The organism is Rhodococcus sp. T7, assembly GCF_009872365.1.
Lineage (GTDB): Bacteria > Actinomycetota > Actinomycetes > Mycobacteriales > Mycobacteriaceae > Rhodococcus_F.
Map to the genome: position 1 here is coordinate 1 of NZ_WXYH01000019.1, position 24,880 is coordinate 24,880.

A 24,880-nucleotide genomic window follows, 5' to 3' on the forward strand; every position below is an offset into this window, starting at 1 on the left:
TCGACACACTGTTGAGTTCTCAAAGAACACGCGCACACCATCACTTCTGACTCACTCGCCAGCCGCTCCGGGGCAACTTTTCCAGCTTATCTCATCAGGCTGACCGGCGCAAACCGGCACCCGCTGAAGACATTCCGGGGTTGAAGCACAACCATACACGATGGTGAACTTCGGATTTGCCAGGCACTTCGTACAACCTCGTTGCATCACCAGGTGGTGAATGTCGGTGTCCGTGTCGCTCTGACTTGGAATAAGTTACGCGAACCGTGTGCCGTTTTCCAAATCGCCTGGTCGCAGCGATTTCGGCCGCAACTCTTCAGGATCTGTCACTCTCGCCGGCACCGACTCCCTCTATATAGGGACTCCTATATAGAGGGTCGCAAGACTGTGTCTTCCTCAGCCACAGGTGCGCAGGACCGTCTGCCCCGTGTCCAGCCGGCGGATGTTCTCGGTGATGTCGCGGACGCGGCCGAGGAACGTGTGGTCGGTGACGCCGGACGAGTGCGGGGTCATCAGGACGTTCGGCAGGTCGCGGAACGGCAGTGCGCTCGGCGCGCCATGACCGCCGGCATCGGGATAGGAGTACCAGACGTCGATGGCCGCGGCCGCGATCCGGTGCGACGCCAGTGCGTCGTACAGCGGCTGTTCCTGAACGAGGGGTCCGCGCCCGACGTTGATCAGGACTCCGTCCGGTCCGAGCGCCTCGAGTTCCGGCCCGCCGATCATGCCGCGGGTGTGATCGCCCAGCGGCGCGGACACCACCACGACGTCGGACTCGGTCATGAGCCGGAGCAGCGACGTATTGCCGCCAGCCCAGACCAGTCCTTCCGCGTCGGCGTCGAGATTTCCCCGCCCGGTGACCGCGCAGCCCTCTGCACCGAACGCGCGCAGCAGGCTCCACGTCCTCCCGCCGATGTGACCGAAGCCGACGAACCCGATCCGCGCGCCACGCATGGATCGGGACTGCGCAATCGCGTCGTCGTAGACCGACGTCGCCCACACGTCGCCGCGGAGGGCGCGGTCGTGACCGAGGAATCCGCGGCGCAGCATCAACGCCGCCGACACGATGTATTCCGCGATCGAGTCCTCGTGGTGGAACGTGTTGGCGACCAGGGTGTCGGGAGGAAGGGCGTCGAAGGCCACGTTGTCGGTGCCCGCGCCTGCGACGTGCAGTAGCCGCAGCTTCGGTGCGGCGGCGGCCATCGCGGCGGTGAACCGGCCGCCCACGTACACGTCGGCGTCGGTCAGGTCGGGGACGATCTCCGACTCGTCGAACTTCCGATGCCATGACACCGCGGCGCCGGACGGCAGGCCCGATTCGAACAGTTCGCGATGCGGCAGCAGATTCCGGTCGCCGACGACGATCTTCATCAGGCGCGGACCAGCGCCGGACGCTTGCTGTCGAACGACCAGCCGGGCACGAGGAACTGCATGCCGACCGAGTCGTCGCGCGCACCGAGACCCTTCTGGAGGTACAGCTCGTGCGCGGCCTCGACCCGGTCCATGTCTAGTTTCACCCCGAGACCCGGCGTCGACGGCACGGTCAGGTAGCCGCCCTCGATCTCGTACGGGTCCCTGGTGATCCGCTGACCGTCCTGCCAGATCCAGTGGGTGTCGATGGCGGTGATGTCGCCCGGGGCCGCAGCGGCGACGTGGGTGAACATGGCGAGCGACACGTCGAAGTGGTTGTTGGAATGCGATCCCCACGTGAGGCCCCATGCGTCGCAGAGCTGGGCGACGCGGACCGATCCGGCCATCGTCCAGAAGTGCGGGTCGGCGAGAGGGATGTCGACGGCGCCGGAGCGAATGGTGTGCCCCATCTCGCGCCAGTCGGTGGCGATCATGTTGGTGGCGGTGGGCAGTCCGGTGGCGCGCTTGAATTCGCTCATCACCTCGCGGCCGGAGAAGCTGCCCTCGGGACCGACCGGGTCCTCGGCGTACGCGAGCACGTCCTTCAGTCCGCGGCAGGTCTCGATAGCCTCCGACAGCAGCCACCCGCCGTTGGGGTCGAGGGTGACCCGCGCGTCGGGGAACCGCTCGGCCAACGCCGTCACGGCCGCCGCCTCCTCGCGGGGCGCGAGGACGCCGCCCTTGAGCTTGAAGTCGGCGAAGCCGTATCGCGCCTGGGCGGCCTCGGCGAGCCGCACGACGGCGTCCGGTGTCAGCGCCTCCTCGTGCCGCAGACGCAGCCAGTCGTCGGACTCGCCCGCACCCGACTGATAGTCCAGGTCGGTCTTGTTGCGGTCGCCGACGAAGAAGAGGTAGCCGAGCGCCTGCACCTTGTCCCGCTGCTGACCGTCGCCGAGCAGGGCCGCGACGGGGACACCGAGGTGCTGCCCGAGAACGTCGAGGAGCGCCGACTCGACGGCGGTGACGGCGTGGATCGCGACGCGGAGATCGAACGTCTGGTTGCCGCGGCCGGCGGAGTCGCGGTCGGCGAACGTGCGCCGCAGGTCGGCGAGTACGCCGTTGTACTCGCCGATGCTGCGCCCGGTCACGATGGCGCGGGCGTCCTCGAGGGTACGCCGGATCGGCTCGCCGCCGGGGACCTCGCCGACACCGGTGTTGCCGTCGGAATCGGTGAGGATCACCAGGTTCCGGGTGAAGTACGGGGCATGCGCGCCGGACAGGTTCAGGAGCATGCTGTCGTGTCCCGCGATCGGGACCACTCGCATGTCGGTGACGACCGGGGTGCTCGTTGTACTCATCTTCCGAAACCTTCCTTCACAGCGCAGCGCCGCCCGTGAGGCGCCTCACAACGAAAACCCTAAGTGGCCCGATCGATACATGTCCAAGACTTGTTGAGCATCGATCGATGCAGACACTGCATCAGAGAAGCTGCTGTCCGATCAGCATCAGCGCACCCACGCAGGACACCGCGATCGAGGTCCGGCGCAGGCGAGAGGCGTCCAGGTGGCGGTTCACGAACCGTGACGCCACGTATCCGAGCACCGTCGCCGGGACGAGCAACGCGAACATCACCGCCGACTCGCGGTGCACCGAACCCGTCGCGGCGAGAACGGCGACGGACAGCGTGGAGCCCACCAGGAAGAACGCGCTCATGTTGCCGCGCAGCTGCGCCCCCTTCGACCCCTGCATCACCAGCGCCATCGGCGGTCCGCCGATCGACGTGGCCGTGCCGAGAAGACCCGACGCGGCCCCGGCGAAGGCGAGGTTCCGGCGTCGCGGCGGCGGCGCCCAGCCCAGGGTCGCGAAGACGACCCCGGACAGCACCACGCCCGCGAGCAGCAGCGACAACCCCCGTTCCGGCAGCACCACCAGCAGCACCGCGCCCGCGATGGTGCCCGGCACCCGGCCGGCCAGAGCCCACCCCGTGCCGGTCAGGTCCAGGGCTTCCCGTTCCCGCCACACCACCATCACCGTGACGACTGTCGCCGTCATGATCAGCGTCCCGGGCAGCAGGCTCGGATCGACGAGCGCCACGACCGGTGCCGCGAGCATGCCCATCCCGAATCCGATCGACGCCTGCATGCACGAGGCGAGAAAGACGGCGAGCGCGATGACCGCGAACTCGGCCCCGCTCACCCGACCGCGACCGGCACGCCGAGCGCGACCGGGCGGCGAGGATGGTGGCATTCGGCGGCGTGGCCGCTTTCGCGCTCGTCGACGGCGGCGGGCGGCACCGTGCTCGCGCAGACGTCGGTCGCGTGGGCGCAGCGGGTGCGGAACCGGCAGCCCGACGGCGGGTTCAGCGGCGACGGAACCTCACCCTCCAGGATGATCCGCTTGCCGCGGGAGTCGGCGTCCAGCTTCGGCGCCGCCGACATCAGGGCCTCGGTGTACGGGTGCGCGGGACGGTCGAAGACGGCGTCCGTCGCACCCGTCTCCACGATCCGGCCGAGGTACATCACGGCGACGCGGTCGGCGACGTGCCGGACCACCGACAGGTCGTGCGAGATGAACACGTACGAGATGCCGAGCTGTTTCTGCAGGTCGTTCAGCAGATTGAGCACCTGAGCCTGCACCGACAGGTCGAGGGCCGACACGGGTTCGTCGCAGATGACGACGCTCGGGTTCAGCGCCAGGGCGCGGGCGATCCCGAGACGCTGACGCTGGCCGCCGGAGAACTCCTGCGGGTAGCGGTGCTCGTCGCTCGGCCGCAGACCGACGAGGTGCAGCAATTCGCGCACCCGCGCCGCCCGGTCGCGGCTGGTCTTGTACATCGTCCTGTAGGTGCGCCACGGCTCCGCGATGATGTCGGCCGCCGACATCCGGGAGTTCAGCGACGCGTACGGGTCCTGGAACACCATCTGCACCCGGCGGCGCAGCGCCAGCAGGTCCTTGCCCTTCAGCGAGAACGGGTCGACGCCGTCCCACGTCACCGAACCGGAGTCGGGACGCTCGAGCATCATCAGCGTGCGGGCGAGGGTGGACTTGCCGCAGCCCGATTCGCCGACGAGCCCGAGGGTTTCGCCGCGGGCGAGGTCGAGGTCGATGCCGTCGAGCGCACGCAACTGGTTCTTACCCGCCGCGTTGGCAGGCACCTTGAACGTCTTGGTCAGGCCCCGCACCTTCAGAATCGACTCGGACATGTCAGACCTCCTCGGGGAAATGGCACGCCGAGCGGCGGCCGGCCGCGACGCCGGCGAGCGGCGGGCGGGTGGTGCGGCACAGGTCGCGGGCGAGCGGGCAGCGCGCCTGGTAGACGCAGCCGGACGGAATGGAGTGCAGGTCGGGCGGGGTGCCGCCGATCGACTTCAGGTCTTCGCCGCGGACCGCGTGCACGGGGACCGAATCGAGCAGGCCCTTGGTGTACGGGTGCTGCGGCGAGGAGAAGACCTCGGCGACCGGTCCGGTCTCGACGACGTTGCCCGCGTACATGATCGCGACGCGGTCGGCCTCCTCCGCCACGAGCGCGAGGTCGTGGGTGATGAGGATGACGGCCATGTCGTGCTCGGTGCGCAGGTCCCGCAGCAGCGACATGATCTGCGCCTGCACGGTGACGTCGAGTGCGGTGGTCGGCTCGTCGGCGAGCAGGACCGTCGGGCTCAGCGCGACGGCCATCGCGATCAGCAGGCGCTGCCGCATGCCACCGGAGAACTGGTGCGGGTAGGAGTCGACGCGCGATTCGGGCTCGGGAATCCCGACCCTCTGCATCAGCGAGATCGCTTCCCGCCGCGCCTCTTTCGCGGACAGGCCACGGTGGATCCGGAACGGCTCGGCCAACTGCTTGCCGACCGTGTAGACGGGGTTGAGCGCGGTCAGTGCGTCCTGGAACACGATGGCGAGTTCGGTGGCGGCGAGGGTGCGGCGGGTCTTCGCCTTCGCCGTCACCAGGTCGACGTCGCCGAGGCGGACCGAGCCGTCGGTGATGTCGGCAATCGGTTCGAGCAGGCCGACGAGCGCCTGCGCGGTCATCGACTTGCCGCACCCCGACTCACCGAGCAGCGCGAGGGTCTCCCCACGTCGCGCGGTGAACGACACGTGGTCGACGGCCCGGACCGTGCCCGAGGGGGTGCGCAGGTCGACGGTGAGATCCGCGACCTCGAGTGCGACGCGGTCGATGTCTGCGGCGAAGTCGGGTGATTCGACAGCCGGTGCAGGTGCGCTCATGAGACGACCTTTCGGGTGGGGAACAGCCGGGAGCGACGCGACCGCGGCACGGTCAGACGCCAGCGCTGGGCGGGGTCGGTGGCGATCCGGGCCCACGCGGCGAGCACGGTTGCCGACACGGTGGTGACGACGATGGCGAGACCGGGGAAGAAGGACAGCCACCACGCCGTCTGCAGGTACGTCCGGCCCTGGGAGACCATCAGGCCCCAGCTGATGTCGGGCGGCTGGATGCCGATGCCGAGGAAGCTCAGCGACGACTCGGCGAGCATCACGTAGCAGAAGTCGAGGGTGGCGACGGTGAGCAGAGTCGGCAGCAGGATCGGGAACACGTGCCGACGGATGACGGCCCCGCTGCGGGCGCCGAACGTGCGTGCAGCGTCCACGAACAGCCGGCTCTGCAGTTCCGCCGACTCCGCGCGGGCGGTGCGGAGGTAGATCGGGATGCGGGTGATCGCCAGGACCAGGACGATGTTCGCCGCGCTGGGCGAGAACACGTACAGGACGACGACGGCCATCAGCAGCGACGGGAAGCTCATGATGACGTCGGCGACGCGCATCGCCGTCGTCTCCCGCCAGCCGCGGTGGTAACCGGCCCACATGCCGATGAGCGACCCGACGATGCAGGACAGCGCGACCGCGGGCAGCGCCACCAGGAGGGTGGTGCGGCACGCGACGATCAACCGGGCGAGCATGCTGCGCCCGAGCGGGTCGGTGCCGAGGATGTTCATCCACCCGTTCGCCACGTGGAACGGGGCGAGGTTGGACCGGTCGAGGTTCTGATCGGTCGCGGCGTCGCCGACCAGCCACGGGCCGAAGACGGCGACGAGGAACACGAACACCAGGATCGCCGCCGCGACCGTGGCCATCCGGTCCCGCAGGAGCAGCTTCCACAACGGCGTCTTGTTCCGGGAAGACTTGGGCGCGGGAGCGGCGTCTCCGCCGGGGGCGGCCGGGTTCGGGAACGCCTGGTCGGGGCCCTGGTGGACGTCGCCGGCTCCGTCGAGGCGGGGAGCGTTGTCTATGGACATGTCGGCGGCCTCCTAGACCTTGGTCTTCTCGCGGACACGCGCGTCGAGAAGTGCGTAGCCCGCGTCGATCAGGATGTTGAGGACGAAGATGCTGACGGCGGTCAGGAGCACCGCCGCCTGCAGGACCGCGAAATCGCGCTGCAGGATGGCGTCGATCATCAGCTTCCCGATGCCGGGCCACCCGAAGATCGCCTCGACGACGACGGCGCCGTTGACCAGGCCGACGGTGAGGTCGCCGGCCACCGTCAGCGCCGGGGCAGCGGCGTTGCGGAGCGCGTGATGGCTGACGACGCGCAGGTCGCCTGCGCCCTTGCTGCGGGCGAGACGTACGTATGGTGCGGACAGCGCCGACACCATCGCGCCGCGCACCACCTGGGTGAGCACGCCGAGCGGGCGGATCAGCAGCGTCGCGATCGGCAGGATCCACGACAGCGCGCTTCCGGTGCCCGACGTGGGCAGCACCCCCAGCACCACCGCGAAGATCCACACGCCGGTGATGGCGAACCAGAAGTCGGGGATGCTGGCCGCGGTCATCGACAGCAGGCTGGAGATCCGGTCGGCGAGCGAGTTCGGCCGGTACGCCGCCCAGCAGCCGATCACGACGGCGCCGATGATCGCGAGCAGCATCGTGAAGAACGCCAGCTGCAACGTGGCGGGGAACGCCCGCAGCGCCATGGTCGCGGCGGATTCACCGGTGCGCAGCGACTCCCCGAAGTCCAGGTGGGCGACCCCGGACAGGTAGTCGGCCATCTGGCTCAGCACCGGCGTGTCGAGGCCGTTCTCGGCCGCGAACTCGGCGCGCTGATCGGGGGTCGCGGAGACCGGGAGGTAGAGGTTGGTCGGGTCGCCGGTGAGGCGAGCGAGCAGGAACACACCGAAGAGGACGACGAGGAGAGGGACGAGGCTGGTGTAGACGCGTCGGCGCAGGAAGGCGAACATGACTCACCGCCTTCGGATCGGGTTCGGTTGGGACATCACAATTCCTCCGGGGGCTGGGAAGAGGGCTTAGCCGTTTGCGGATGTGTCCGCGTGGGTCATCTCACTCAGGCGCATCTCGTCGCCGGTCGCGGAGTTGGGCGTGTACTGCACTGTCGGGGACTTGGCGAGCACCCCGTTCATGTGGGCGATGTACGCGAACTGCCGGATCTCCTCCGGCTCGTTCGCCAGTACCGATGCGAACGCGTCCTGGCGGGCGCCGCCGACGAGCTTCTCGGCGGCGTCGATCTGCGCGTCGTAACCTGCTGTGCCGAAGTAACTCTGGTAACCGTCGCTGCGCATGTACTGGTCGACGGTGAACTGGGCGTCACCCGCCTGGTTGCCGTGCTGGATCACCAGCATCACCGGCCCGCTCTGCGGGTACGGCCGGACCTGGTACTCCAGCTGAGCCGCCGTGTCCATCATCTCGATCTTCACGTTCAGGCCGGCCTTGCTCAGCGAGTTCTGGATCACCTCGACGGTCTCGTTGATCTTGGGGAACTGGCCCGTGCGCCCGATCAGCCGGATCTGCTTGTCGACGGGAACGCCGTCGGCCTTGGCCTCCGCCACCAGTTGCGCGGCACGGTCGGGGTCGTAGGGGGTCGGCTGCAGGTCGGGGTCGAACCCGACGATGCTGCTGCCGACGAGTTGCCCGGCCGGCTCGCCGAGGCCCTGGAACAGCGCCTTGACGATTCCCGCGCGGTTGACGGAGAGGTCGATGGCCTCGCGGACGCGGTAGTCGTCGAGCGGCGCCTGGCTGCCGTCGATGCGCAGCGCGGTGGTCTCGTTGTTGGGGTAGGCGGCACCGAGATCGCCGGCGCCGTCCTCCGGGCCGAGCGAAGTGGCGAGTTCGGCCTCGTCGTTCACCACCATCGCCGCCCGCACACTGCCCTCGGCTCGCCACTGGTAGATGGCCCGCGCGTACTCGGGGGCCGTGCCCCAGTACGTGTCGTTGCGGACCAGGGCCAGCCGCTGGCCGTGGTCCCAGTAGTCGATCTTGTAGGGGCCGGTGCCGATGGGATCGCGCACCTTGTCCTTGGTGTCGGTGGTGGACGGCACCATCTCCACGAACGAGATCCGCAGCGGCAGGATCGGGTCGGCGGCGGGCGTCTGGACCGTCACGGTCGACGAGTCGACCGCATTCACGACGAGGGCGTCGTCGCCGAAGACGTACCCGTCGACGTCGCAGCCGATGGTCGAGTTGACGGTGCGATCGATCGAGAACGCGGCGTCCTCGGCGTCGAACGCGCTGCCGTCGCTGAACGTGACACCGGGACGGATCCGGAACGTCCAGATCGTGTCCGAGGTCTGCTCCCACGAGTCGGCGAGCTTCGGCTCGAGGTCGCCGGTGTCGGCGTTGCGTTCCACCAGGGGCTCGGTGATGTTGGAGCGGACGACGACTCCGGTCGAGGTGAGTGAGGCGTCGCAGGGCTCGAGCGTGGGCGGCTCCTGCGGGAGCACGATCCGCAGCGTGTCGGGGCTGGCGGCGTCGCTGTGGCTCGAATTGGCGACCGAGCAACCTGCGGCCAGAGCCGGCACCGTCAGCGCGGCGGTGGCCACGGCGACGACGCGGTAACGGGTTCCCTGCTGCAGCGAACGTGCAGGGCTCATGGTGTCCTCCGTAGGGATGTGTCGCGTACTCGACGCGAGTGAAGAGGGCCCGCCTGTGACGGTAGACACACGCTATGAGCGGCCCGGAGGAGCCGTCAACAGGAGGTGACGGCGCAAAACGGCCCGTGAGGGCCGTCACAGGCGTGATATCGGGGAGACTGCGATCACCCCGGCGGGCCTCTGACCGGCACATACAGGACGGTTCGGCATCTGCGCACGTCAGCGCGCCGCCGACCAATGCCGTTTGAGTATCGATCCATGTTATTTACGTGTTGGACAGGTATTCCGAGGGCCGCTTAACTTACGGGTAACCGGCGGCGCGGACAGCCGCGTCGCCACTCGTCAGGAGGCACGATGGTGACCGCAGAGGCGTCCGTGAAAGAAGCTGCCGTACAGACTGTTTCGGGAGGCCGGGTCCTGCAGGTCGGGCCGCTGAAGCCGTCGCTCACGGCAACACTCTCCGAGAAGTACGACGCCCTCACCCTCCCCATCGGAGAAGACCGCAGCAGCTTCCTCGCCGAGCACGGCGAAACCGTCACCGCCGTCGTGACGTCCGGTCGCACCGGAGTCGACGCCGCCCTGATGACGGAACTGCCGAACCTCGGCGCCATCGTGCACTTCGGAGTCGGTTACGACACAACGGATGTCGAGCGCGCCGAAGAACTCGGAATCGGCGTCAGCAACACCCCCGACGTCCTCACCGACTGCGTCGCCGACACCGCCGTCGGACTACTGATCGACACGCTCCGCGGATTCTCCGCCTCGGACCGCTTCGTCCGCGCAGGCCGCTGGCCCGCCGAGGGCAACTTCCCCCTCACCCGGAAGGTGAGCGGCACGCGGGTCGGCATCGTCGGCCTCGGCCGCATCGGCTCCGCCATCGCCGCCCGCCTCACCGGCTTCGGCTGCACGATCTCGTACCACAATCGGCGAGAGGTCCCCGGTTCACCGTTCGCATACGCCGATTCGGCCGCCGCACTCGCCGCCGGGGTCGACGTCCTCATCGTCGCCGCAGCCGGCGGCAAGGGAACCCAAAAGCTGGTGGACCGAGAGGTTCTCGAAGCGCTCGGACCCGACGGCTACCTGATCAACGTGGCACGCGGAAGCGTCGTCGACGAGGATGCGCTCGTCGAACTGCTCACCGAACGCAAACTCGCCGGAGCCGGACTGGATGTGTTCACCCGGGAACCCCACGTTCCCGAAGCACTCCTCGCGCTCGACACCGTCGTCCTGCTCCCCCACGTCGGGAGCGGCACCACCGAGACCCGCGCCGCGATGGAGGCCCTGACCCTGCAGAACCTCGACGAGTACCTCGCCCAGGGCACCCTCACCACCCCCGTTCTCGAGCCGAGGTCACGATGAGCGTCGTTCTCAGTTACGTCCCGACCCTCGAAGGTCGCGGCGCCCTCGCCTTCGGGTTCACCGAAGCCCGCATGCGCGCAACGGATCTCGTGGTGATCGCCGACGGCGACAGTGCCTCGGAGCCCGGGTTCGAGGCCGAACTGCACTCCGCCAGAGAGGAAGCGGACGCGGCCGGCGTCGACTACCGCGTCGCGCGGAACGAACCCGGCCGCTCGCACGCCGACAATCTCATCGACGCGTCCTACGACTCCGCCGCCGAACTCCTCGTTCTCGGTATGCGGCGCCGCTCCCCCGTCGGCAAACTCCTCATGGGCAGCGTCGCGCAGCGCGTGCTCCTCGAGGCGCAGTGCCCGGTCGTCGGGGTCAAGCCGCCCGTCGCCGCGGAAGTCTGAGCCGCCCGCCGGCAGGCCTCATCGATCCGACCCCATCCGGAACCGGGGCGGCGCCGAATACCTGCCGTGGGACAGCCATGATCGACGGGCCCGATCGCGCGGACGGCGCACAACTGGGCGGTCGCCTCCTGACCTTGGTCGGCGACCGCGACTTCCACGCGCTCGCCCACGAGATCTCGCGGATCACCTGCGACACCGGCAGCAACGGGTCGGCGTTCACCGCGGTCGTGACGTGGATGGTCTCCACCATCGCCGACCTCGTCGCGGACCCGACCGCCAGTGTCGCCGACGCCGTCGACAGCTTCATCAGCGTCGTCCCCGTCGTGCACGACGCACCCGAGATGGACGACAAGTTGCCCGCGCCCGCCGAATGGCTGTTCAGCGCCGTCGTGAATCACTTGCAGAGCAGGCACCGGGCGGGATCCGATCCTCCGCCGCCCGTGCCCGCCGACACCGAACTCGCACGGGTGCAGGCCCTCGTCGAAGCATTGCTGTGGCTCGACGCCCTCCTCGAACGCGACCACGACCTGTAGCGCCGCTCAGGGTTGCACGCCACCACTCTCCTTGACCTGCAACAATTTCAGATCGGCATACGCGTGCGGTGACGACCGTCTCAGCTCGGAATAGGCAGGCGCGTGCACTCGTTGCCCCAGAGGCTTCAGATACTGCATTGCCTACGGAAAGACTTGTCTGTGAATCTCTTCTCCCCGTTGACCCTCGGCGACCTCGAGCTGCCCAACCGGGTGGTGATGGCACCCCTCACACGCTCCCGTTCCGGGCGGGACGGTGTGCCGGGACCGCTGGTGGTGGAGCACTATCGGCAGCGCGCATCCCTCGGTTTGATCGTCAGCGAGGGCACCTACCCCAGCCACGCCGGCCAGGGCTTTCCCGGTCAGCCCGGGTTGGTGACACCCGAGCAGGTCGCCGGGTGGAAGAACGTCGCCGACGCGGTACACGCGGCCGGCGGTCGGATCGTCGCCCAGGTCATGCACGCCGGTCGCGTCACGCACGAGGGAACCACCGGTGGCCACGAGGTCGTCGGGCCGAGTGCCGTCGCGATCGAGGGCGAGACCCGCACGTACGAGGGGAAGGAGCCGTACCCGGTGCCCCGGGCGCTGGATACCGACGAACTTTCCGCGATCATCGAAGAGTTCGTCCAGGCGTCGCGAAATGCGGTGGCGGCCGGGCTGGACGGCGTCGAAATCCACGCCGCCAACGGCTACCTGCTGCACGAGTTCCTCTCCCCGGTGTCCAATCGGCGCGAGGACGCGTACGGCGGCTCCCCCGCACGCCGGGCACGTTTCGTGATCGAGGTCGTTCAGGCCGTGGCCGAGGCGATCGGCGCGGGCCGGGTGGGGATCCGCATCTCCCCGGAACACAACATCCAGGACGTGCTGGAACTGGACGCCGACGACGTTCGGGCGACCTACGGCGCGCTGGTCGACGCGATCGCGCCGCTGGAGCCCGCGTACCTGAGCATTCTGCACAAGGACCCGGCCGGTTCCCTCGTTCAGGATCTGCGGACGCGATTCGGCGGTCCCGTGCTGGTCAACAGCGGTTTCACAGCCGTCACCAGCCGGGACGAGGCACTGTCCATCCTCGACGACGGCCATGCCGACGCCGTCGTCGTCGGGCGCCCCGCGATCGCCAACCCGGACCTGGTGCGGCGCTGGCAGGAAGACCTGCCGCTGAACGACCCGGACCCTCTGACCTTCTACTCCGAGGGTGCGAAGGGGTACACCGACTACCCGGCGCTGCAGCACTGATACCCACACGCGGAAGACCCGGGGTCGCGCATCGGGTCCCAGCACCGTACGGTTGGTCGAAGTTGAGTACACAGCTACCGAGTTCGCGGGACGTCCGACGTGTCCGTACTCCGTTCTGGCGTAGCGATCGCGCACAGTGCGCGAGGGCGCCCCTTCCATTTCGATCTTCTCGTGATCTGCCGGAAGTCTGTTCTTCCGGCCCATTGATCTGCGGGGTGCCTGCATGACGAAGACCGCGGGCGGCGCGACGGTCACAACAGTCGAAAGGTGCTCATGCCACTTACCGTGGAGCACACCACCCGTTATGCCGACGCCCTGATGACACTGGCTCTGGCCGCGCATCGCCCGGCGACCGTCGTCAACACCGGCGCCGGTTACGCGGTCCGGGTCGATTTCGAGCGCAACATCCATCTGCTCGCCACCAACGCGCCGGGGGATCTCAGTACCGATCCGGACGCGCAGAACCCGTGGGTCGTGCGGTTCTTTCAGCGGCAACCGGACGCCGAGGACGTGCAGTTGGTGGAGGTGACCGGGGAATGGCTCGTCGACGCGTTCGACCAGGCCCTCGCCGTGATGCCGATCGCCGGAATCGCTGACGACCCGAACGCGGAACCCGGGGAGCAGCGCCCCACCGCAGCGGGGACGCTGCATCTCGTGCAGTAACCCCGACCGACGTTCGTCATCGGCCGGCCGCGGACCGTCTGCCTCCCCCGGGTAGGCGGTCCGCGAGCCGTCCCAGCCGTTCCACCGCGGGCAGCGCATGCGCGATCTTCTCCGCGTCGCGGGCAATGATCTCGGCGCTCTGGTCGATGCCCTTCGCGCTGACGGCGAGCCCCTCCGCGGTCTCCGCGATCTGCTTCGCGGCGTCGAGTAGTTCGGACAGGTCGTCGAGGGCGGGACCGAGGCGGTCGATCAGTACCCCGATCTGGCGTATGCGGAGCACGACCGTCGTGACGGCCTGTTCCCACTCGCGGATCTCGCTCGAGACGTGCTGCAGGATCTTGATGGGAGACTCCTTGTCGGTACTCGGCCGGTGAGGCGCAGCCAATCTATCCGTTACTCCCAGTATCTCGTATCGGCCCGGTCGAGGTCGCGGCACGTCCTCCCGGGTGGGGCGGTTGCCGAGAGCCCGCCTTTCCCGGGACCGTTCCTGGATAATTGCCAGAGTGAGGCCCCTCGCTGCTTCGTCCGTCGACACGGTCCTTCAGGACTATCGGCCGCGCATCCTGCGCCGGTACCTGTGGATCACGACGGCGCTGCACCTGGCCGGGTTCGTCCTGCCTCCGATGGTCGGGTTGCCGATCCGGCCGGAGACCGTCGCCGCACGCTCGGCCGGCATCCTCCTGGGACTGATCGCACTCGTGGTGCTGTACCGGGGCGGGCGCAGGCCGGGACGGCGGGTCTACCAGGTCAGCACCGTGGCGGCACTGCTCGCCACACCGATCGTGATGTCCGGTCTCATCCTCGCGGTCGCCCAATTGCTCTGCGCGATCGCAGCGACGTTTCTGGCGATGTATTTCGTCGTGTTCTACCCGAAACGGCAGTCGAGACTCCTCGTCGGTTGCCTCACCGGGTTGATGGTGGTCGGGGTCGTTCTCGCCCCCGCCGCCTTCACACTGGTGCAGGTCGACATGGACACGGCGGCCGTGAAGGCCGCCGTTCTCGTCGTGGCGGTCACCTGTGTGATCGGTGCGGCCGAGATGTTCGGATCCCTGACCCGGACCCTGATCGAATCGGCCAGCACCGACGCTCTGACGGCACTGCTCAATCGCGCCGGGTTCGAACTCGCGTTCCGGCACGCGCTCGAGGGCGCGGGTACGGAGCAGCCCCCCGTCACGTTGGCGCTCGTCGACGTCGACCAATTCAAGTCGACCAACGACCACTACGGCCACGCCGCGGGGGACGCGGTTCTCGTCGATCTGGCGAACTACCTCGCCGCGCACCTGCCGCGCGGCGCCCTGCTCGCCCGGGTCGGCGGCGACGAGTTCGTCACCTGCATGGTCGGCGAGCACCACGCCGAGCTGCCCGAGGTGATGGCGAGACTCGCGCGGCAGAGCCCCACCTCGTTCAGCTTCGGCGTCGCGTCGTGCACCGGAGAGTCCGACCCGCTCACCGCGCTCTATCGACGGGCCGACCGTGAGCTGTACACCGCGAAGCAGCGACACCACCCGCCCGAGCCGCCGGCCGACGAACCGTCACTGCGGACGGGGTGGAACGCCTGACCACGGGTCGTGCGGCGGGTAATTCGGCGATTCGCGCGGTCACCGAACGACGGCCGGCAGGCCGCGCCCGGGTGACCATCCACACCGCCGCGACGACCAGTGCGCAGCCGGCGAACTGCCCGATGCTCGGACGCTCGTGCACGATCACGATGGAGAACATCATCGCCAGGACCGGCTGGAGCAGCAGCAGCGTGGCACCGACCTCGGCGGCGAGCCTCGGCAGGGCGAATCCTATGAGGACCCAGCCGAGCACCTGGCTGCTCAGCGACAGCGCCGCCAACCATCCGAGCGCGGGCCAGCCGGGCGTGAGGTCCACCGTTCCCCAGAGCGATCCCACCGCGGTCCCGACGACGCCCGCGGCGATCGTCGACACGAACACCTGCGACGACGCCCGGTGCGCGGATCCGGCACGGCCGATGACGAAGATGTAGATCCCGTAGGCCACGCCCGCCGCCAGCGACAGCAGGGTTCCGAGGAACAACTGGTCGCCCTCGCCGCTGCCGCCGAGGATTCCGCCGGCAAGGGCCACCCCCGCGAACAGGAACGGAACCGCCACCACGAACCGGACCGGCACCCGCGCACGGAAGACGATCCACGCCAGCAGCGGCACGACGATGACCTGGACGTTGACGACGACCGTCGAGATCCCGGCCCCGATCATCTGGATCGACCGCGCCCACAGCGCGAAGTCGACACCGAGCATCATCCCGCCGAGCACCTGGGCGGCAATCACCCGGAGGGGAATGCCGCCGTGCCGCCGAAACTCCTGCAGGGCGAGGAAACCGAGGATCGGCAACGCCAGCACACACCGGAAGAACGTCGACGTGGCCGGCTCCACCCCGGACAATTTGATGAGACTGCCGGTCAGCGAAGTCGCCACCGCACCCGCCAGAACGAGCAGTCGCGGATCCACGGACGCGATGCTGAACGAGGGGCTGACGAGGGCACGGGGACGCAAACGGAGGGCAGTAGTCACACCGAGAATTCTCCGAGTCCCCAACCATTACAACAAGTGAATAGTCGTGTCATGAAAGAAGTAGCATCACTACCATGTTGAGTCTGGATCGCCTCCGCGCCCTGTGCGCCGTCGCCGAACACGGTTCGATCGGCGCCGCGGCCCGTGCCCTGCACGTCACACCGTCCGGGGTGTCGCAGCAACTCGGCAAGTTCGAACGGGAGGTCGGCGTGACACTCCTGGTGCCCGCCGGCCGCGGCGTTCAGCTCACCGACGCCGGCCGGCTCCTGGCCCGCCGAGGGCAGGAAGCGATATCGCTGCTGGCGCAGGCCGAATCCGAGGTCGTCTCCCTCGATCGCGACGTGGTCGGAGAACTGCGCATCGGATCCTTCTCCTCCGCAGGCCGAGTCGTCGTGCCGACCGCGGTGGCCACGCTGCGCAGGCGGCACCCGCAACTCACGGTCAGCTTCTCCGCCGGCGAGACCGAGGAACTCATACCGGCGATCGTGCGCCGCGAACTCGACCTCGCCATCGTCGACAGCTGGGTCACGATGCCCCTCCACCTCCCCGAGGACGCCGTGCACACCCTGGTGCACCGGGACTCGGCCGACGTCGCACTGTCCCGGGACCATCCCCTCGCCTCCCGCGACCACGTCGACCTCGACGAGATCGCGGACATGCCGTGGACGACGTGGAAGAAAGGCGCGGTGTTCCACACCTGGCTGGTGCAGACGCTGCGCAACCGCGGCATCGAACCGGACATCCGATACGAAGCACCCGAATTCGCCGCGCAACTCGAATTCGTCGCACACGGACTCGCCGCCGCCCTCGTGCCGCGCCTGGCCCGCGTCTGGGTGCCGGACAACGTCGCGATCGTCCCGGTGCGCCCCACACTCGAGCGGGAGATCTACGCACTCCGCCGCGCCGACAACGACCGGCCCACGGTCCGCGCGGGCATCGAGGCATTGACCGAGGCCTTCGCCGGCATCGGTACCTGACGCGCGATCCCGGAATGCCGCGTCTGGGACGGTCCGAGTGCCATCATGAGAACGGTCTTCGGCCGAACGGCAAGAGAGGTCGCGGTGAAAATTCGGGACGTGGTGAACCAGTCGCAGGCGAACGCCGCCACCGCGCGAATCTACGGCGAGCCCTACGAGACGACCGACGGAACCACCATCCTCACCGTCACCAGATTTCGCGGCATCCTGGGCCCCGCACCGGTCGGCGTCTTCGTCGTGCACGACGGCACCGTGTCGTGGGAGCCCGCCGTCGACGGCTCCCGGGTAGCGCTGCTCGGCGAATTCATCGGACTGGCGGCCGCCGTCATCGCCACCCTCGCCGTGCTCCGCCGACCACCGTGGCCGGACCTCGTGCAAAAGATCTGACTCGGCAGGCAGCGCGCGAATTCATGCCAGGCAGGAAGACCTGACAGAAGGCCCTACACGCGCACCCGTTTCAGTTGCACAATGGTGGTGGGCAACCACCCGGAGGTGCGCGATGAGCGATACGTGTGCAGCGCCGATACGCCTGTGGCGTCTGGGTCCGTGGAGCCGCAACCCGCTCATGCGGGGATGCGACCGATTGCGATCCGCGCTGGTCCTCATCGGGGTGGTCTTCGTGCTCCTGATGATTCCACTGGCCGCGGCCGTCGGAACCGAGACGTACTCGCGGCTGGACAATCAGACCCAGGCCGAACTCGCCACCCAGCACTCGACCCCCGCCAGGCTCGTGGAGGATTCCCGCAACGGCAGCGCCGGCGAGGCCCTGGCCGCATCTCCCCAGTACCAATCCCACGCGCGGGTGCAGTGGTCGGCGAACGGGCAGACGCACACAGCCGACGTTCCGACCGCCGCGGGCGCGAAGGCCGGCCAGACCGTCACCGTCTGGCTCAACCCGAACGGCGACCTCGTCGCCGCACCGGAGACCGGTTCGCAGAACGCCGCCACGGCGGTGAGCGTCGCGTGCGGAATCTGGGTGGCGTCGACCGGCGGCTACTGCGGCCTGTTCCTGATCGTCCACTGGGTCGCGTCCCGCCGACAGCAGGCCCGGTTGACCCGCGAATGGAACGAACTCGACAGACCTCCGGGGTGGCACGTCAGCTGACGGACCGGCGCTACCGGCCGGGCGCTCCTGCCGGTGGTTGTCCGCCGCCACCGCGCGGACCGGCAGTCGCGGACTGGGTGTTCGCCGACTTCTCGGCGACGCCGATCGTGATCGAGATGGTCATGCCGGTGGCGGGTTCGCCGGTTACGGTGGCCAGTTCGGCATCCCAGCCGTCGCCGAACACATTGTCCGAATCGAGGGAGACCTTCGACAGGTTGGAGACGCTGTTCGCGTAGCCGGTGTCGTAGGCGAAGACCGTGGCGCACGCGTCCTGCGGCACCGCGATCTGCGACGTCAGGCGGGCGTCCTCCCCGGCCACCGCCGATTCGAGCGTGTCGAACACCTCGAAATGGATGTGCGGCCAGCGCCCGGAGTAGCAGGCAGGGAAGATCGACGTGAACGACACCTTGCCCGCGGTATCCGCCACCTGGACGCCGCGCAGGTAGTTCTGCTCGGTGATGCCCTTGCCGTAGAGCGAGTACTCGCCGTCCCGGTCGCAGTGCCACAGGTAGACGGCCATTCCGGCGCCGGCCGCGCAGTCCTTCGTCAGGTCCTGCAGGTCGAGTTCGATGGTCGTCGCGACACCCTCCGCCGTCCCGGAGTACGCACCGAAGCTGCTGCGAATGTCCTGACGCACGATCCCCGACTCGACCAGGACGTTCGGGCCGTTGGACCCGTCACCGGGATACGGTCCGGCCGTTTCCTGCGGCGCCGCCGCCACGCACGTGCCGTCGCTCGCCGTGTCCGCAGTGGTCGCCGCCGCGTCCGTCGTCGAGGACGAGCTCGCTGCCTGCTCGCCGCCGGCCGTCGAGCAGGCGGCGAGCGCGGTCGCTCCCGCGGCACCGAACACGAACAGGGCGCGGCGACGCGACAACATCGACTTCAGGTCGTGGCTGAGGCCGCGATCGTGCTCGTGCACTTCTTCGGCGCGGTGGTGACGCGGACTGTTCGACATGGGGACCTCCAAGGGCTGTTCCGGGCTCGAGTCCCATACAAACGGCCCCGGGTGCGGGCACCCTGGAGATTCGCTGCGAAGTCACTGTGAGCAGGTCACAACGCTTCGGCACCCGCCGTGCCGGAGAGGGTCTCGTTGCCGGTATCGCGGACGAGGGGGATGCCGAGCGCAGCGAGCAGCATCCGGCAGTCGTCGGCGTCGATCGAGTGGTGGGCGACGGTCCGCTGAGCGTTCCGGACGGAATCCTCGTCGAGTTCCCGCTCGCTCTCGAATATGGAAGCATCCCTGTCGGACATGGCTCCACCTTTCCTCGGCATCACCTGAATAGCCCGGAGCGAGCGCACCGAAACCGCCGTGGCGACGGTGCAATCAGGAGGTGACCTTCGAGGAAACGATCAGCGACTGTAGGTGGCGAACAGCCGGCGGATGCTCTCGTCCCAGTACTGCTGGCGGCGGCGTTCGACAGCGCGCGCGCACATCGCCCACACCATGCCCAGGAGCAGCGCACTGGCCGCGAGCGTGAGGAGCACTGCCGCGACCGCGGCGCTGACGACGTCGGAATTGGTGACCCTCGGGCCGGCCCACTTGCCGTCCGCGTCGACGGCGATGGTCTTCTCGGTGCCCGCCGGCGTCCCCGAGGGGACCTCGATGCTCTCGGTACGCGATTCGGCGGTCCAGGACCACGTCGCCTCGACCATCGGCGTGGTCCGGACCGAGCCGCGGGGCGACATGGTGATGGGGGCGTCGGTGCTGGTGACGGCTGTGACGAGGGTGGTGGTGGCGCGCTGCTGCGCGGCCCGCTCACTCTCCTGGTTCCATTGCCAGGTGCCCATCACGGCGGCGAGCACGATCGCGATACCGGCGAGTGCGGCGATGACGGATCGCAGGGTGGCCGCGTAGCGATCGACCGGTCGTGCGAAGGGGTTGGACGGTCGACCCGACACCGAGTACACCACGGTTGCCTTCGAGCGCCCCAACACGATTCACCTCATTGTTTCGTCCACGTAAATTGCCTGCTTCACCAGTGTCGCCACTGATAAGGCAACAAGGAAACCGAAATGGGCAAACTTGACGAGTCTCACACTCCGAGGTCAGAGGCGTGTACAGCCCGCACGGGCGGGATTCGTGCCCGAAGTCGTCGAAGTCCCGCAGCACGGTGTGCGGCCGACGCGGACACTCACCTGCCGTCGCCTCGGGCGGGCGGCGGCCCGACGACCTCGAGGTCCAGCTCGGCACGTGCCCGCGCGAACCCCTCGGCCGGGAACTGCATGTCGCCGCCCTCGGTGTGCACGTGCGCGTCCGTCGGGGTGTTCATGTACTCGAAGAACTTCTCGAACACCCCGGTGGTCAGCAGGCCGAGCATCTGCGTGTCGTGGCTGTCGAACGCGAAACTGTGGATGGTCCCGGCGGGAGCGTGCAGGAAGTCACCCTTCGTCAGCATGATCTCCCGGCCGTTGGCGTGCAGGAGAATCCGTCCCTCGATGCAGAAGAAGTTCTCGGTGTGCTCGCGATGGAAGTGCCGGGGAATGTACACACTCTTGCCGCCCATCGTGTGCATCGCGAAGTACGTTCCGCCGGTGTTCCGGGGCCGCGCGAGATACGTGTTCAACTGGTCGAGGCTCGCCCAGCGGTCGCCTTCGCCGGCCTCCAGCACATACGGCGACTCCCCCGCCGGGAGCACCGTGCCCGTCACCGTCGGCAGGTCCTTTTTCTCGAGATCGTGGAACCGGACGCCGAACCGGTCCGCGAGTTCGGATTGCCGCGCGTCCGACATCGGCGCCGTCTCGGCGTCGAAGACGTGCGACTGGGTTGTGTGGCCGGTGGCCTGCGACCACCGGTGCGCGTCGCCGACGGTGAGCCAACTCAGGAACCGGGTCCGGTGCGCGAGCATGCGGTACGCGTACGGCGTCCCGGCCGGGACGGTGACCGAGTCGCCGGGCACGAGCAGGTGCGATTCGCCCGGCAACCACACCTGGAGCCGCCCGTCGGTGACGTACAGGAAGCGGTGCTCGCGATCATGGGCGAGGAACGGGGTTTCGGTTCCCTTGCCGCCGTACACATATGCGGCACCGAACTGCCCTCCGGTGTCTTCCGGACGAGCGATGACGGTGATCAGTTGCCCGCCGAGTTCGTGGCGCTCGCCTTCACCGGCGGCCATGGTGTAGGGCACGCACCGCCCGGGGAGGGTGTCGAGTTGCGGAACGGCGGTGTGGACGTCGTCCAGAGCGGGGATGTCGAAGATGGTCATGCGTGTGTTCCTGATTTCAGAGTGTGCGAGAAGAAGTCCTCGACCGCCGCGAACGAGGCGGACGGGTGCCGCTCGGTGAAGGCGCGCCCGAAGTCGCTCACCGCGCGGGTCGAGGCCGGCGCGTGCGGATTTCGCTCGAGATGCCCTTGGTCGAGGGTCTGGTCGGGGCCGAGTTCGAGGACGTGGCCGGGGTTGAAGAACCCGTGCCCGAAACCCTCGATCAGGTAGAGGACGGCGTCGTTGCCGTGCGCGACGAGCGCGTCGTACAACGCCACGCTCTGCGTGGACGGCACCAGATTGTCGCCGAGGCCGTGCATGATCAGAAACGGCGGCGCTCCGGGCGTCACCTGCAGTGCGGGGCTGGCGGATCGCGCCGCGTCCAACCGGTCCCGGATCGCGCCGCCGAGCAGCGACGCCTCCGGGGACTGGTCCTCGGCCGGTGCCCGCTGCGCGCAGAGGTCGACGAGACCGGGCAGGTCGGCGGGCCCGTAGCCGTCGACGACGGCCTGCACCGCACTGTCGACGGTCGCGGGATCTTCCCCGGGCAATCGTGTTGTGGCCGAGTGCACTCCGGCCAGCGCAGCGAGATGTCCACCGGCGGACGAGCCCCACACACCGATCCGGTCGGGGTCGATGCCGTGGTCCGCAGCGTTGGCGCGAAGCCAGCGCACCGCCCGCCGGACGTCTAAGATCTGGCCGGGGTGGCAGGTGCCGGGCGCAAGGCGGTAGTCGATGCTGACCATGACATAGCCGTGTCTTGCGAAGTGCTGCACCAGGTCCGGGCATGCAGTGCGGTCTTGAAGCCGCCAACCTCCACCGTGAAGCCACACGATCGCAGGCAATGGATGCGCTGCCTCGGCGGGGCGTACGAGATCGAGTAGCAGATCGGGGGCGTACTCGACGGTGGATCGGCGGACGACGGTCGAAGCCGTGTCCAAGGGACTGAACTCCTTCGGATGCAGGACCCGGGCCTGGGTCGCCGCTTGCGCGGTTGTAAGGCCCTTCCTGAGGTCACTGCCTGCCCGGCACTGTAGCAGCTTCCGCAACCCCAACGGAAGAAGCGGATTCCGCGCCCGCCGGTGCGGCCGTCCGCCGCGGCGGCGCTACCCGGCGATCTGCGCGTGCATCTCCCACACGATGACCTCGGCGCCGGTATCGGTGGTCATCTGCTGCCCACCGCCACCGCCGATCCGGACGGCATCGCCCTCGGCGAGGAGGCCGACACCCTCCAACGATGCTTCGCCGCGCGCGACGAACACGTGGAGGAACGGCGAGTCGGGCAGGGTGATGGGCGCCTGGCCGGGCTGCAGCCGTGCGACGTGCATGGCGGCGTACTTGTTCTTGATGCGAATGGCCGAGTGGTCGGCGTGGCCCGGCATGCCGGACGCGACGGGGACCAGTCCGCCGGTGAGCAACTCGTGGTCGATTTCGAGTTGCTCGTAGCCGGGTGTGATCCCGGCTTCGTCGGGGACGACCCACATCTGGATGAAGTGGACCGGATCGCGGTGCTCGTCGGCGTCTCCCTTCAGCCGCCACGAGTCGTTCTTCTCCGAGTGCAGGATTCCGGTTCCCGCGCTCATGCGCTGGGCGAGTCCGGGGTAGATGACGCCGGAGTGGCCCATCGAATCCTGGTGCACCAGCGAACCCTGGAGCACCCAGGTGACGATCTCCATGTCCTGGTGCGGGTGGGTGTCGAAACCTTGACCGGGGTCGACGATGTCGTCGTTGTTGACCATGAGCACCCCGTGGTGGGTGTTGGCCGGGTCGTAGTGGTTGCTGAACGAGAAGGAATGCTTGGAATCGAGCCAGCCCGCGTTCGTCTTGAAACGGTCGTCGGCGCGCCGAACGTCGAGGCGGGGTGGGGTGATGGCGGCAGTCATGAGTGAATCCTTTCCAGAATTCTCACAGCAGTGTTTTCACAGGGTTTTCACAGAACGTGTGAGCCGTACATTTCGCCGAGCGGGTCGGCGATGAGTTCGAGGCGGGCGCCGTCGGGGTCGCGGAAGTACAGCGACACCTCACTGTGTTCGATGAGTTCGACGCCGGCGTCGACCAGTTTCGTGCGCAGGTGATTCCACCGATCGGGTTCGACGCTGATCGCGATGTGGTGGAGTCCGCCGAGCACTTCCTGGTACGGCCCGATGTCGAGGCCCGGGAAGTCGAAGAAGGCGAGCAGGTTGCTGTTGCCGATGTCGAAGAAGAAATGCGAAGACCCGGGGTAGTCGCGATTCTCGATCAGTTCGGTCAGCGGGAACTCGAGGAGATCCTGATAGAACCGGACGGTGCGCTCGACGTCGCTGCTGATCAGCGCGGTGTGGTGGAGTCCGCGAGCCGAGGAGGCCGGCCGCGACGACACGGGCTTCAGGTGCTCGGCGCGGATCCGGTCGCGTTGCGCCGCGAACCTCTGGGAGCGCTCCTGCTCGTCTGTGGTGCTCATTGCCCGAACCCCTCTCCGCGAAACGCCGATGATTGCGCTTTCAACTATCACCACCCTACACCAAGTAGTTGCGCTGTCAACTACTTGGGATATGCTGGTCCCGTGGAACCGACCAGATGGCTCAGCGCCGACGAACAGAACACGTGGCGCGCCTACCTGGACGCCACCCGACTACTCCTGCAGGCACTCGATCGGCAGCTCACCCGCGACGCCGGCATCTCCTTCACCGACTTCGAACTTCTCGTCGTGCTGTCGGAAGCACCGCAGCGGCAACTGCGGATGCGTGAACTCGCCGACGCGGTCACCACCACCCGCAGTGGCGTGACCCGGGCGATCACCCGGCTGGTCGAGGCGGGCTGGGTGCGCCGGGTGGAATGCGAGGACGACAAGCGAGGAATGCTGGCCGAGCTGACCGACGCCGGCGCCGGGAAACTCGCCGCCGCCAGCCCCGGACACGTGGCGGAGGTGCGCCGGAACATGTTCGACCTGCTCAGCCCCCGAGACGTCACCATCCTCGGGCACGACTTCGGCGAAATGCGCGCCCACCTGCTGGAGAACCCCTGATCCACCCACCGGAAAGGCTGGTCATGAGCACCTCAGCGGAGAACGACTACGTCCACATCGACAGGCAGAGCCCGGCCGTCTATCAGGCGCAGATCGGCGTCGCCAAGGCCATCCGTCACGCGACCACCGAGGCCGGGATGGACCGGCGGTTCGTCGAGTTGATCAACGTGCGCGTCTCCCAGATCAACCGCTGCGCGTACTGCCTGGATGTGCACGTCGCCGCGGCGCTCGCCGCGGGCGAGACCCCGCAGCGCCTCGCGGTTCTGCCCGCCTGGCGGGAGACGACACTGTTCTCCGAGCGCGAGGTCGCGGCCCTCACGCTGGCCGAGTCGATCACCACCCTCCCGGACGCGCACAGCCAGGACGCCGACTACGCCTTCGCTCGGCGGTTCCTGTCCGAGCAGGAGATCTCCACGGTGAGCTGGATCGCCGTCACGATGAACGCGTTCAACCGGATCTCCATTGTCAGCCGCCATCAAGTCAAGCCGAAGCCGTAACCGCACTTCACCCGCCCTTTCGCAAATTTTAGTTGACATCGCAACGACTTCTCTTACCTTAGTAGTTGCAGATTCAATTACCTCGATTCGAGTGCCCCGTTCACCGTCAAGGAGTTTTCATGACCACCGCCACCGCCACCCTCCCCAACCTCACCGCCGGAACCTGGGCCATCGACACCGTCCACTCCACCGTC

The 24,880-nt window shown here is 68.2% G+C and carries 28 protein-coding genes and 1 pseudogene; 12 read left to right on the forward strand and 17 right to left on the reverse strand.

Features of this window, described 5'->3' with window-relative positions:
- Nucleotides 1-396 precede the first annotated feature (396 nt).
- From MLGJGCBP_RS02765 to MLGJGCBP_RS02800, 8 genes are all read right to left on the reverse strand, one after another.
- On the reverse strand, nt 397-1,371 hold the full coding sequence (locus MLGJGCBP_RS02765) for a 2-hydroxyacid dehydrogenase (protein ID WP_160093967.1): 975 nt from the start codon (nt 1,369-1,371) through the stop codon (nt 397-399).
- Nucleotides 1,371-2,708, reverse strand: a complete 1,338-nt coding sequence (gudD, locus tag MLGJGCBP_RS02770) for a glucarate dehydratase (protein WP_160093968.1) — start codon at nt 2,706-2,708, stop codon at nt 1,371-1,373. The genes MLGJGCBP_RS02765 and gudD overlap by 1 nt, the downstream gene beginning before the upstream one ends.
- A 121-nt stretch (nt 2,709-2,829) precedes the next feature.
- The gene (locus tag MLGJGCBP_RS02775) at nt 2,830-3,546 is read right to left on the reverse strand and encodes a sulfite exporter TauE/SafE family protein (RefSeq protein ID WP_160093969.1); all 717 of its coding nucleotides are present in this window, start codon (nt 3,544-3,546) and stop codon (nt 2,830-2,832) included.
- A complete protein-coding gene (locus MLGJGCBP_RS02780) occupies nt 3,543-4,553 on the reverse strand; it encodes an ABC transporter ATP-binding protein (RefSeq protein ID WP_160093970.1) in 1,011 nt (336 codons plus the stop codon). The genes MLGJGCBP_RS02775 and MLGJGCBP_RS02780 overlap by 4 nt, the downstream gene beginning before the upstream one ends.
- A 1-nt stretch (nt 4,554) precedes the next feature.
- Nucleotides 4,555-5,574: an ABC transporter ATP-binding protein gene (locus tag MLGJGCBP_RS02785; protein ID WP_160093971.1), complete on the reverse strand. Its 1,020-nt coding sequence runs from the start codon at nt 5,572-5,574 to the stop codon at nt 4,555-4,557.
- Nucleotides 5,571-6,602, reverse strand: a complete 1,032-nt coding sequence (locus tag MLGJGCBP_RS02790) for an ABC transporter permease (protein ID WP_160093972.1) — start codon at nt 6,600-6,602, stop codon at nt 5,571-5,573. The genes MLGJGCBP_RS02785 and MLGJGCBP_RS02790 overlap by 4 nt, the downstream gene beginning before the upstream one ends.
- Before the next feature lie 12 nt (nt 6,603-6,614).
- On the reverse strand, nt 6,615-7,541 hold the full coding sequence (locus MLGJGCBP_RS02795) for an ABC transporter permease (RefSeq protein ID WP_160093973.1): 927 nt from the start codon (nt 7,539-7,541) through the stop codon (nt 6,615-6,617).
- Nucleotides 7,542-7,607: 66 nt separating this feature from the next.
- Nucleotides 7,608-9,188, reverse strand: a complete 1,581-nt coding sequence (locus MLGJGCBP_RS02800) for an ABC transporter substrate-binding protein (RefSeq protein WP_160093974.1) — start codon at nt 9,186-9,188, stop codon at nt 7,608-7,610.
- 354 nt (nt 9,189-9,542) lie between these two features.
- On the opposite strand from MLGJGCBP_RS02800, the gene MLGJGCBP_RS02805 reads away from it, so the two are divergent.
- From MLGJGCBP_RS02805 to MLGJGCBP_RS02825, 5 genes are all read left to right on the forward strand, one after another.
- A complete protein-coding gene (locus tag MLGJGCBP_RS02805; RefSeq protein WP_160093975.1) occupies nt 9,543-10,547 on the forward strand; it encodes a 2-hydroxyacid dehydrogenase in 1,005 nt (334 codons plus the stop codon).
- A complete protein-coding gene (locus MLGJGCBP_RS02810; protein WP_160093976.1) occupies nt 10,544-10,939 on the forward strand; it encodes a universal stress protein in 396 nt (131 codons plus the stop codon). Before MLGJGCBP_RS02805 ends, MLGJGCBP_RS02810 begins: the two co-directional genes overlap by 4 nt.
- Before the next feature lie 77 nt (nt 10,940-11,016).
- Nucleotides 11,017-11,472 carry a hypothetical protein gene (locus MLGJGCBP_RS02815; RefSeq protein ID WP_160093977.1) on the forward strand — a complete coding sequence of 152 codons (456 nt, stop codon included), beginning with the start codon at nt 11,017-11,019 and terminating at the stop codon, nt 11,470-11,472.
- Between the two features lie 159 nt (nt 11,473-11,631).
- A complete protein-coding gene (locus tag MLGJGCBP_RS02820; RefSeq protein WP_160093978.1) occupies nt 11,632-12,705 on the forward strand; it encodes an alkene reductase in 1,074 nt (357 codons plus the stop codon).
- 273 nt (nt 12,706-12,978) lie between these two features.
- Nucleotides 12,979-13,368 (forward strand): hypothetical protein, encoded by a 390-nt coding sequence (locus tag MLGJGCBP_RS02825; protein WP_087555294.1) that lies wholly within the window; start codon nt 12,979-12,981, stop codon nt 13,366-13,368.
- 16 nt (nt 13,369-13,384) lie between these two features.
- On the opposite strand, the gene MLGJGCBP_RS02830 is transcribed toward MLGJGCBP_RS02825, so the two are convergent.
- Nucleotides 13,385-13,753: a hypothetical protein gene (locus tag MLGJGCBP_RS02830; RefSeq protein WP_087555293.1), complete on the reverse strand. Its 369-nt coding sequence runs from the start codon at nt 13,751-13,753 to the stop codon at nt 13,385-13,387.
- Between the two features lie 118 nt (nt 13,754-13,871).
- Between MLGJGCBP_RS02830 and MLGJGCBP_RS02835 the strand changes: the two genes are divergently transcribed.
- On the forward strand, nt 13,872-14,927 hold the full coding sequence (locus MLGJGCBP_RS02835; RefSeq protein WP_160093979.1) for a GGDEF domain-containing protein: 1,056 nt from the start codon (nt 13,872-13,874) through the stop codon (nt 14,925-14,927).
- Here the strand turns inward: MLGJGCBP_RS02835 and MLGJGCBP_RS02840 are convergent.
- The gene (locus MLGJGCBP_RS02840; protein WP_160093980.1) at nt 14,815-15,903 is read right to left on the reverse strand and encodes a DMT family transporter; all 1,089 of its coding nucleotides are present in this window, start codon (nt 15,901-15,903) and stop codon (nt 14,815-14,817) included. The genes MLGJGCBP_RS02835 and MLGJGCBP_RS02840 overlap by 113 nt on opposite strands.
- A gap of 74 nt (nt 15,904-15,977) precedes the next feature.
- Here MLGJGCBP_RS02840 and MLGJGCBP_RS02845 point away from each other — a divergent pair, with 74 nt between their 5' ends.
- The 3 genes from MLGJGCBP_RS02845 to MLGJGCBP_RS02855 all read left to right on the forward strand — a co-directional run bounded on the left by MLGJGCBP_RS02845 (nt 15,978) and on the right by MLGJGCBP_RS02855 (nt 17,985).
- A complete protein-coding gene (locus MLGJGCBP_RS02845; RefSeq protein WP_160093981.1) occupies nt 15,978-16,880 on the forward strand; it encodes a LysR family transcriptional regulator in 903 nt (300 codons plus the stop codon).
- A gap of 84 nt (nt 16,881-16,964) precedes the next feature.
- Complete coding sequence (locus MLGJGCBP_RS02850; protein ID WP_179220077.1) at nt 16,965-17,267, forward strand: hypothetical protein; 303 nt, start codon at nt 16,965-16,967, stop codon at nt 17,265-17,267.
- 112 nt (nt 17,268-17,379) lie between these two features.
- Complete coding sequence (locus MLGJGCBP_RS02855) at nt 17,380-17,985, forward strand: Rv1733c family protein (protein WP_201452945.1); 606 nt, start codon at nt 17,380-17,382, stop codon at nt 17,983-17,985.
- A 10-nt stretch (nt 17,986-17,995) separates the two neighbouring features.
- On the opposite strand, the gene MLGJGCBP_RS02860 is transcribed toward MLGJGCBP_RS02855, so the two are convergent.
- The 7 genes from MLGJGCBP_RS02860 to MLGJGCBP_RS02890 form a co-directional block, all read right to left on the reverse strand.
- Complete coding sequence (locus tag MLGJGCBP_RS02860; protein WP_160093982.1) at nt 17,996-18,940, reverse strand: dioxygenase; 945 nt, start codon at nt 18,938-18,940, stop codon at nt 17,996-17,998.
- 95 nt (nt 18,941-19,035) lie between these two features.
- Nucleotides 19,036-19,236 (reverse strand): hypothetical protein, encoded by a 201-nt coding sequence (locus MLGJGCBP_RS02865; RefSeq protein ID WP_087555286.1) that lies wholly within the window; start codon nt 19,234-19,236, stop codon nt 19,036-19,038.
- 99 nt (nt 19,237-19,335) lie between these two features.
- Nucleotides 19,336-19,920, reverse strand: coding sequence for an Rv1733c family protein (locus MLGJGCBP_RS02870; protein ID WP_160093983.1), 585 nt, complete (start codon nt 19,918-19,920; stop codon nt 19,336-19,338).
- 197 nt (nt 19,921-20,117) lie between these two features.
- Entirely contained in the window at nt 20,118-21,188 is a 1,071-nt protein-coding gene (locus tag MLGJGCBP_RS02875) for a quercetin 2,3-dioxygenase (protein WP_160093984.1), read from the reverse strand.
- Nucleotides 21,185-22,126 (reverse strand): alpha/beta hydrolase, encoded by a 942-nt coding sequence (locus tag MLGJGCBP_RS02880; RefSeq protein WP_160093985.1) that lies wholly within the window; start codon nt 22,124-22,126, stop codon nt 21,185-21,187. The genes MLGJGCBP_RS02875 and MLGJGCBP_RS02880 overlap by 4 nt, the downstream gene beginning before the upstream one ends.
- 165 nt (nt 22,127-22,291) lie before the next feature.
- Nucleotides 22,292-23,068: a pirin family protein gene (locus MLGJGCBP_RS02885; protein WP_160093986.1), complete on the reverse strand. Its 777-nt coding sequence runs from the start codon at nt 23,066-23,068 to the stop codon at nt 22,292-22,294.
- A gap of 47 nt (nt 23,069-23,115) precedes the next feature.
- A complete protein-coding gene (locus tag MLGJGCBP_RS02890) occupies nt 23,116-23,625 on the reverse strand; it encodes a VOC family protein (protein WP_087555282.1) in 510 nt (169 codons plus the stop codon).
- A 102-nt stretch (nt 23,626-23,727) separates the two neighbouring features.
- On the opposite strand from MLGJGCBP_RS02890, the gene MLGJGCBP_RS02895 reads away from it, so the two are divergent.
- The 3 genes and pseudogenes from MLGJGCBP_RS02895 to MLGJGCBP_RS54155 all read left to right on the forward strand — a co-directional run.
- Nucleotides 23,728-24,189: a MarR family winged helix-turn-helix transcriptional regulator gene (locus tag MLGJGCBP_RS02895; RefSeq protein WP_087555281.1), complete on the forward strand. Its 462-nt coding sequence runs from the start codon at nt 23,728-23,730 to the stop codon at nt 24,187-24,189.
- A gap of 23 nt (nt 24,190-24,212) precedes the next feature.
- Nucleotides 24,213-24,686, forward strand: a complete 474-nt coding sequence (locus MLGJGCBP_RS02900) for a carboxymuconolactone decarboxylase family protein (protein WP_160093987.1) — start codon at nt 24,213-24,215, stop codon at nt 24,684-24,686.
- 119 nt (nt 24,687-24,805) lie between these two features.
- Nucleotides 24,806-24,880 (forward strand): annotated as a pseudogene (locus tag MLGJGCBP_RS54155) (YceI family protein); the annotation flags it as partial.

Excerpts from the sequence above, each read along its gene's own strand:
- MLGJGCBP_RS02865 (WP_087555286.1), bottom strand. The coding sequence starts at position 19,236 with ATGTCCGACAGGGATGCTTCCATATTCGAGAGCGAGCGGGAACTCGAC.
- MLGJGCBP_RS02855 (WP_201452945.1), top strand. The coding sequence starts at position 17,380 with ATGAGCGATACGTGTGCAGCGCCGATACGCCTGTGGCGTCTGGGTCCG.
- MLGJGCBP_RS02900 (WP_160093987.1), top strand. The coding sequence starts at position 24,213 with ATGAGCACCTCAGCGGAGAACGACTACGTCCACATCGACAGGCAGAGC.
- MLGJGCBP_RS02785 (WP_160093971.1), bottom strand. The coding sequence starts at position 5,574 with ATGAGCGCACCTGCACCGGCTGTCGAATCACCCGACTTCGCCGCAGAC.
- MLGJGCBP_RS02885 (WP_160093986.1), bottom strand. The coding sequence starts at position 23,068 with ATGACTGCCGCCATCACCCCACCCCGCCTCGACGTTCGGCGCGCCGAC.
- MLGJGCBP_RS02795 (WP_160093973.1), bottom strand. The coding sequence starts at position 7,541 with ATGTTCGCCTTCCTGCGCCGACGCGTCTACACCAGCCTCGTCCCTCTC.
- MLGJGCBP_RS02810 (WP_160093976.1), top strand. The coding sequence starts at position 10,544 with ATGAGCGTCGTTCTCAGTTACGTCCCGACCCTCGAAGGTCGCGGCGCC.
- gudD (WP_160093968.1), bottom strand. The coding sequence starts at position 2,708 with ATGAGTACAACGAGCACCCCGGTCGTCACCGACATGCGAGTGGTCCCG.
- MLGJGCBP_RS02815 (WP_160093977.1), top strand. The coding sequence starts at position 11,017 with ATGATCGACGGGCCCGATCGCGCGGACGGCGCACAACTGGGCGGTCGC.
- MLGJGCBP_RS02800 (WP_160093974.1), bottom strand. The coding sequence starts at position 9,188 with ATGAGCCCTGCACGTTCGCTGCAGCAGGGAACCCGTTACCGCGTCGTC.
- MLGJGCBP_RS02875 (WP_160093984.1), bottom strand. The coding sequence starts at position 21,188 with ATGACCATCTTCGACATCCCCGCTCTGGACGACGTCCACACCGCCGTT.
- MLGJGCBP_RS02765 (WP_160093967.1), bottom strand. The coding sequence starts at position 1,371 with ATGAAGATCGTCGTCGGCGACCGGAATCTGCTGCCGCATCGCGAACTG.
- MLGJGCBP_RS02790 (WP_160093972.1), bottom strand. The coding sequence starts at position 6,602 with ATGTCCATAGACAACGCTCCCCGCCTCGACGGAGCCGGCGACGTCCAC.
- MLGJGCBP_RS02860 (WP_160093982.1), bottom strand. The coding sequence starts at position 18,940 with ATGTCGAACAGTCCGCGTCACCACCGCGCCGAAGAAGTGCACGAGCAC.
- MLGJGCBP_RS02780 (WP_160093970.1), bottom strand. The coding sequence starts at position 4,553 with ATGTCCGAGTCGATTCTGAAGGTGCGGGGCCTGACCAAGACGTTCAAG.
- MLGJGCBP_RS02890 (WP_087555282.1), bottom strand. The coding sequence starts at position 23,625 with ATGAGCACCACAGACGAGCAGGAGCGCTCCCAGAGGTTCGCGGCGCAA.
- MLGJGCBP_RS02825 (WP_087555294.1), top strand. The coding sequence starts at position 12,979 with ATGCCACTTACCGTGGAGCACACCACCCGTTATGCCGACGCCCTGATG.
- MLGJGCBP_RS02845 (WP_160093981.1), top strand. The coding sequence starts at position 15,978 with ATGTTGAGTCTGGATCGCCTCCGCGCCCTGTGCGCCGTCGCCGAACAC.
- MLGJGCBP_RS02805 (WP_160093975.1), top strand. The coding sequence starts at position 9,543 with ATGGTGACCGCAGAGGCGTCCGTGAAAGAAGCTGCCGTACAGACTGTT.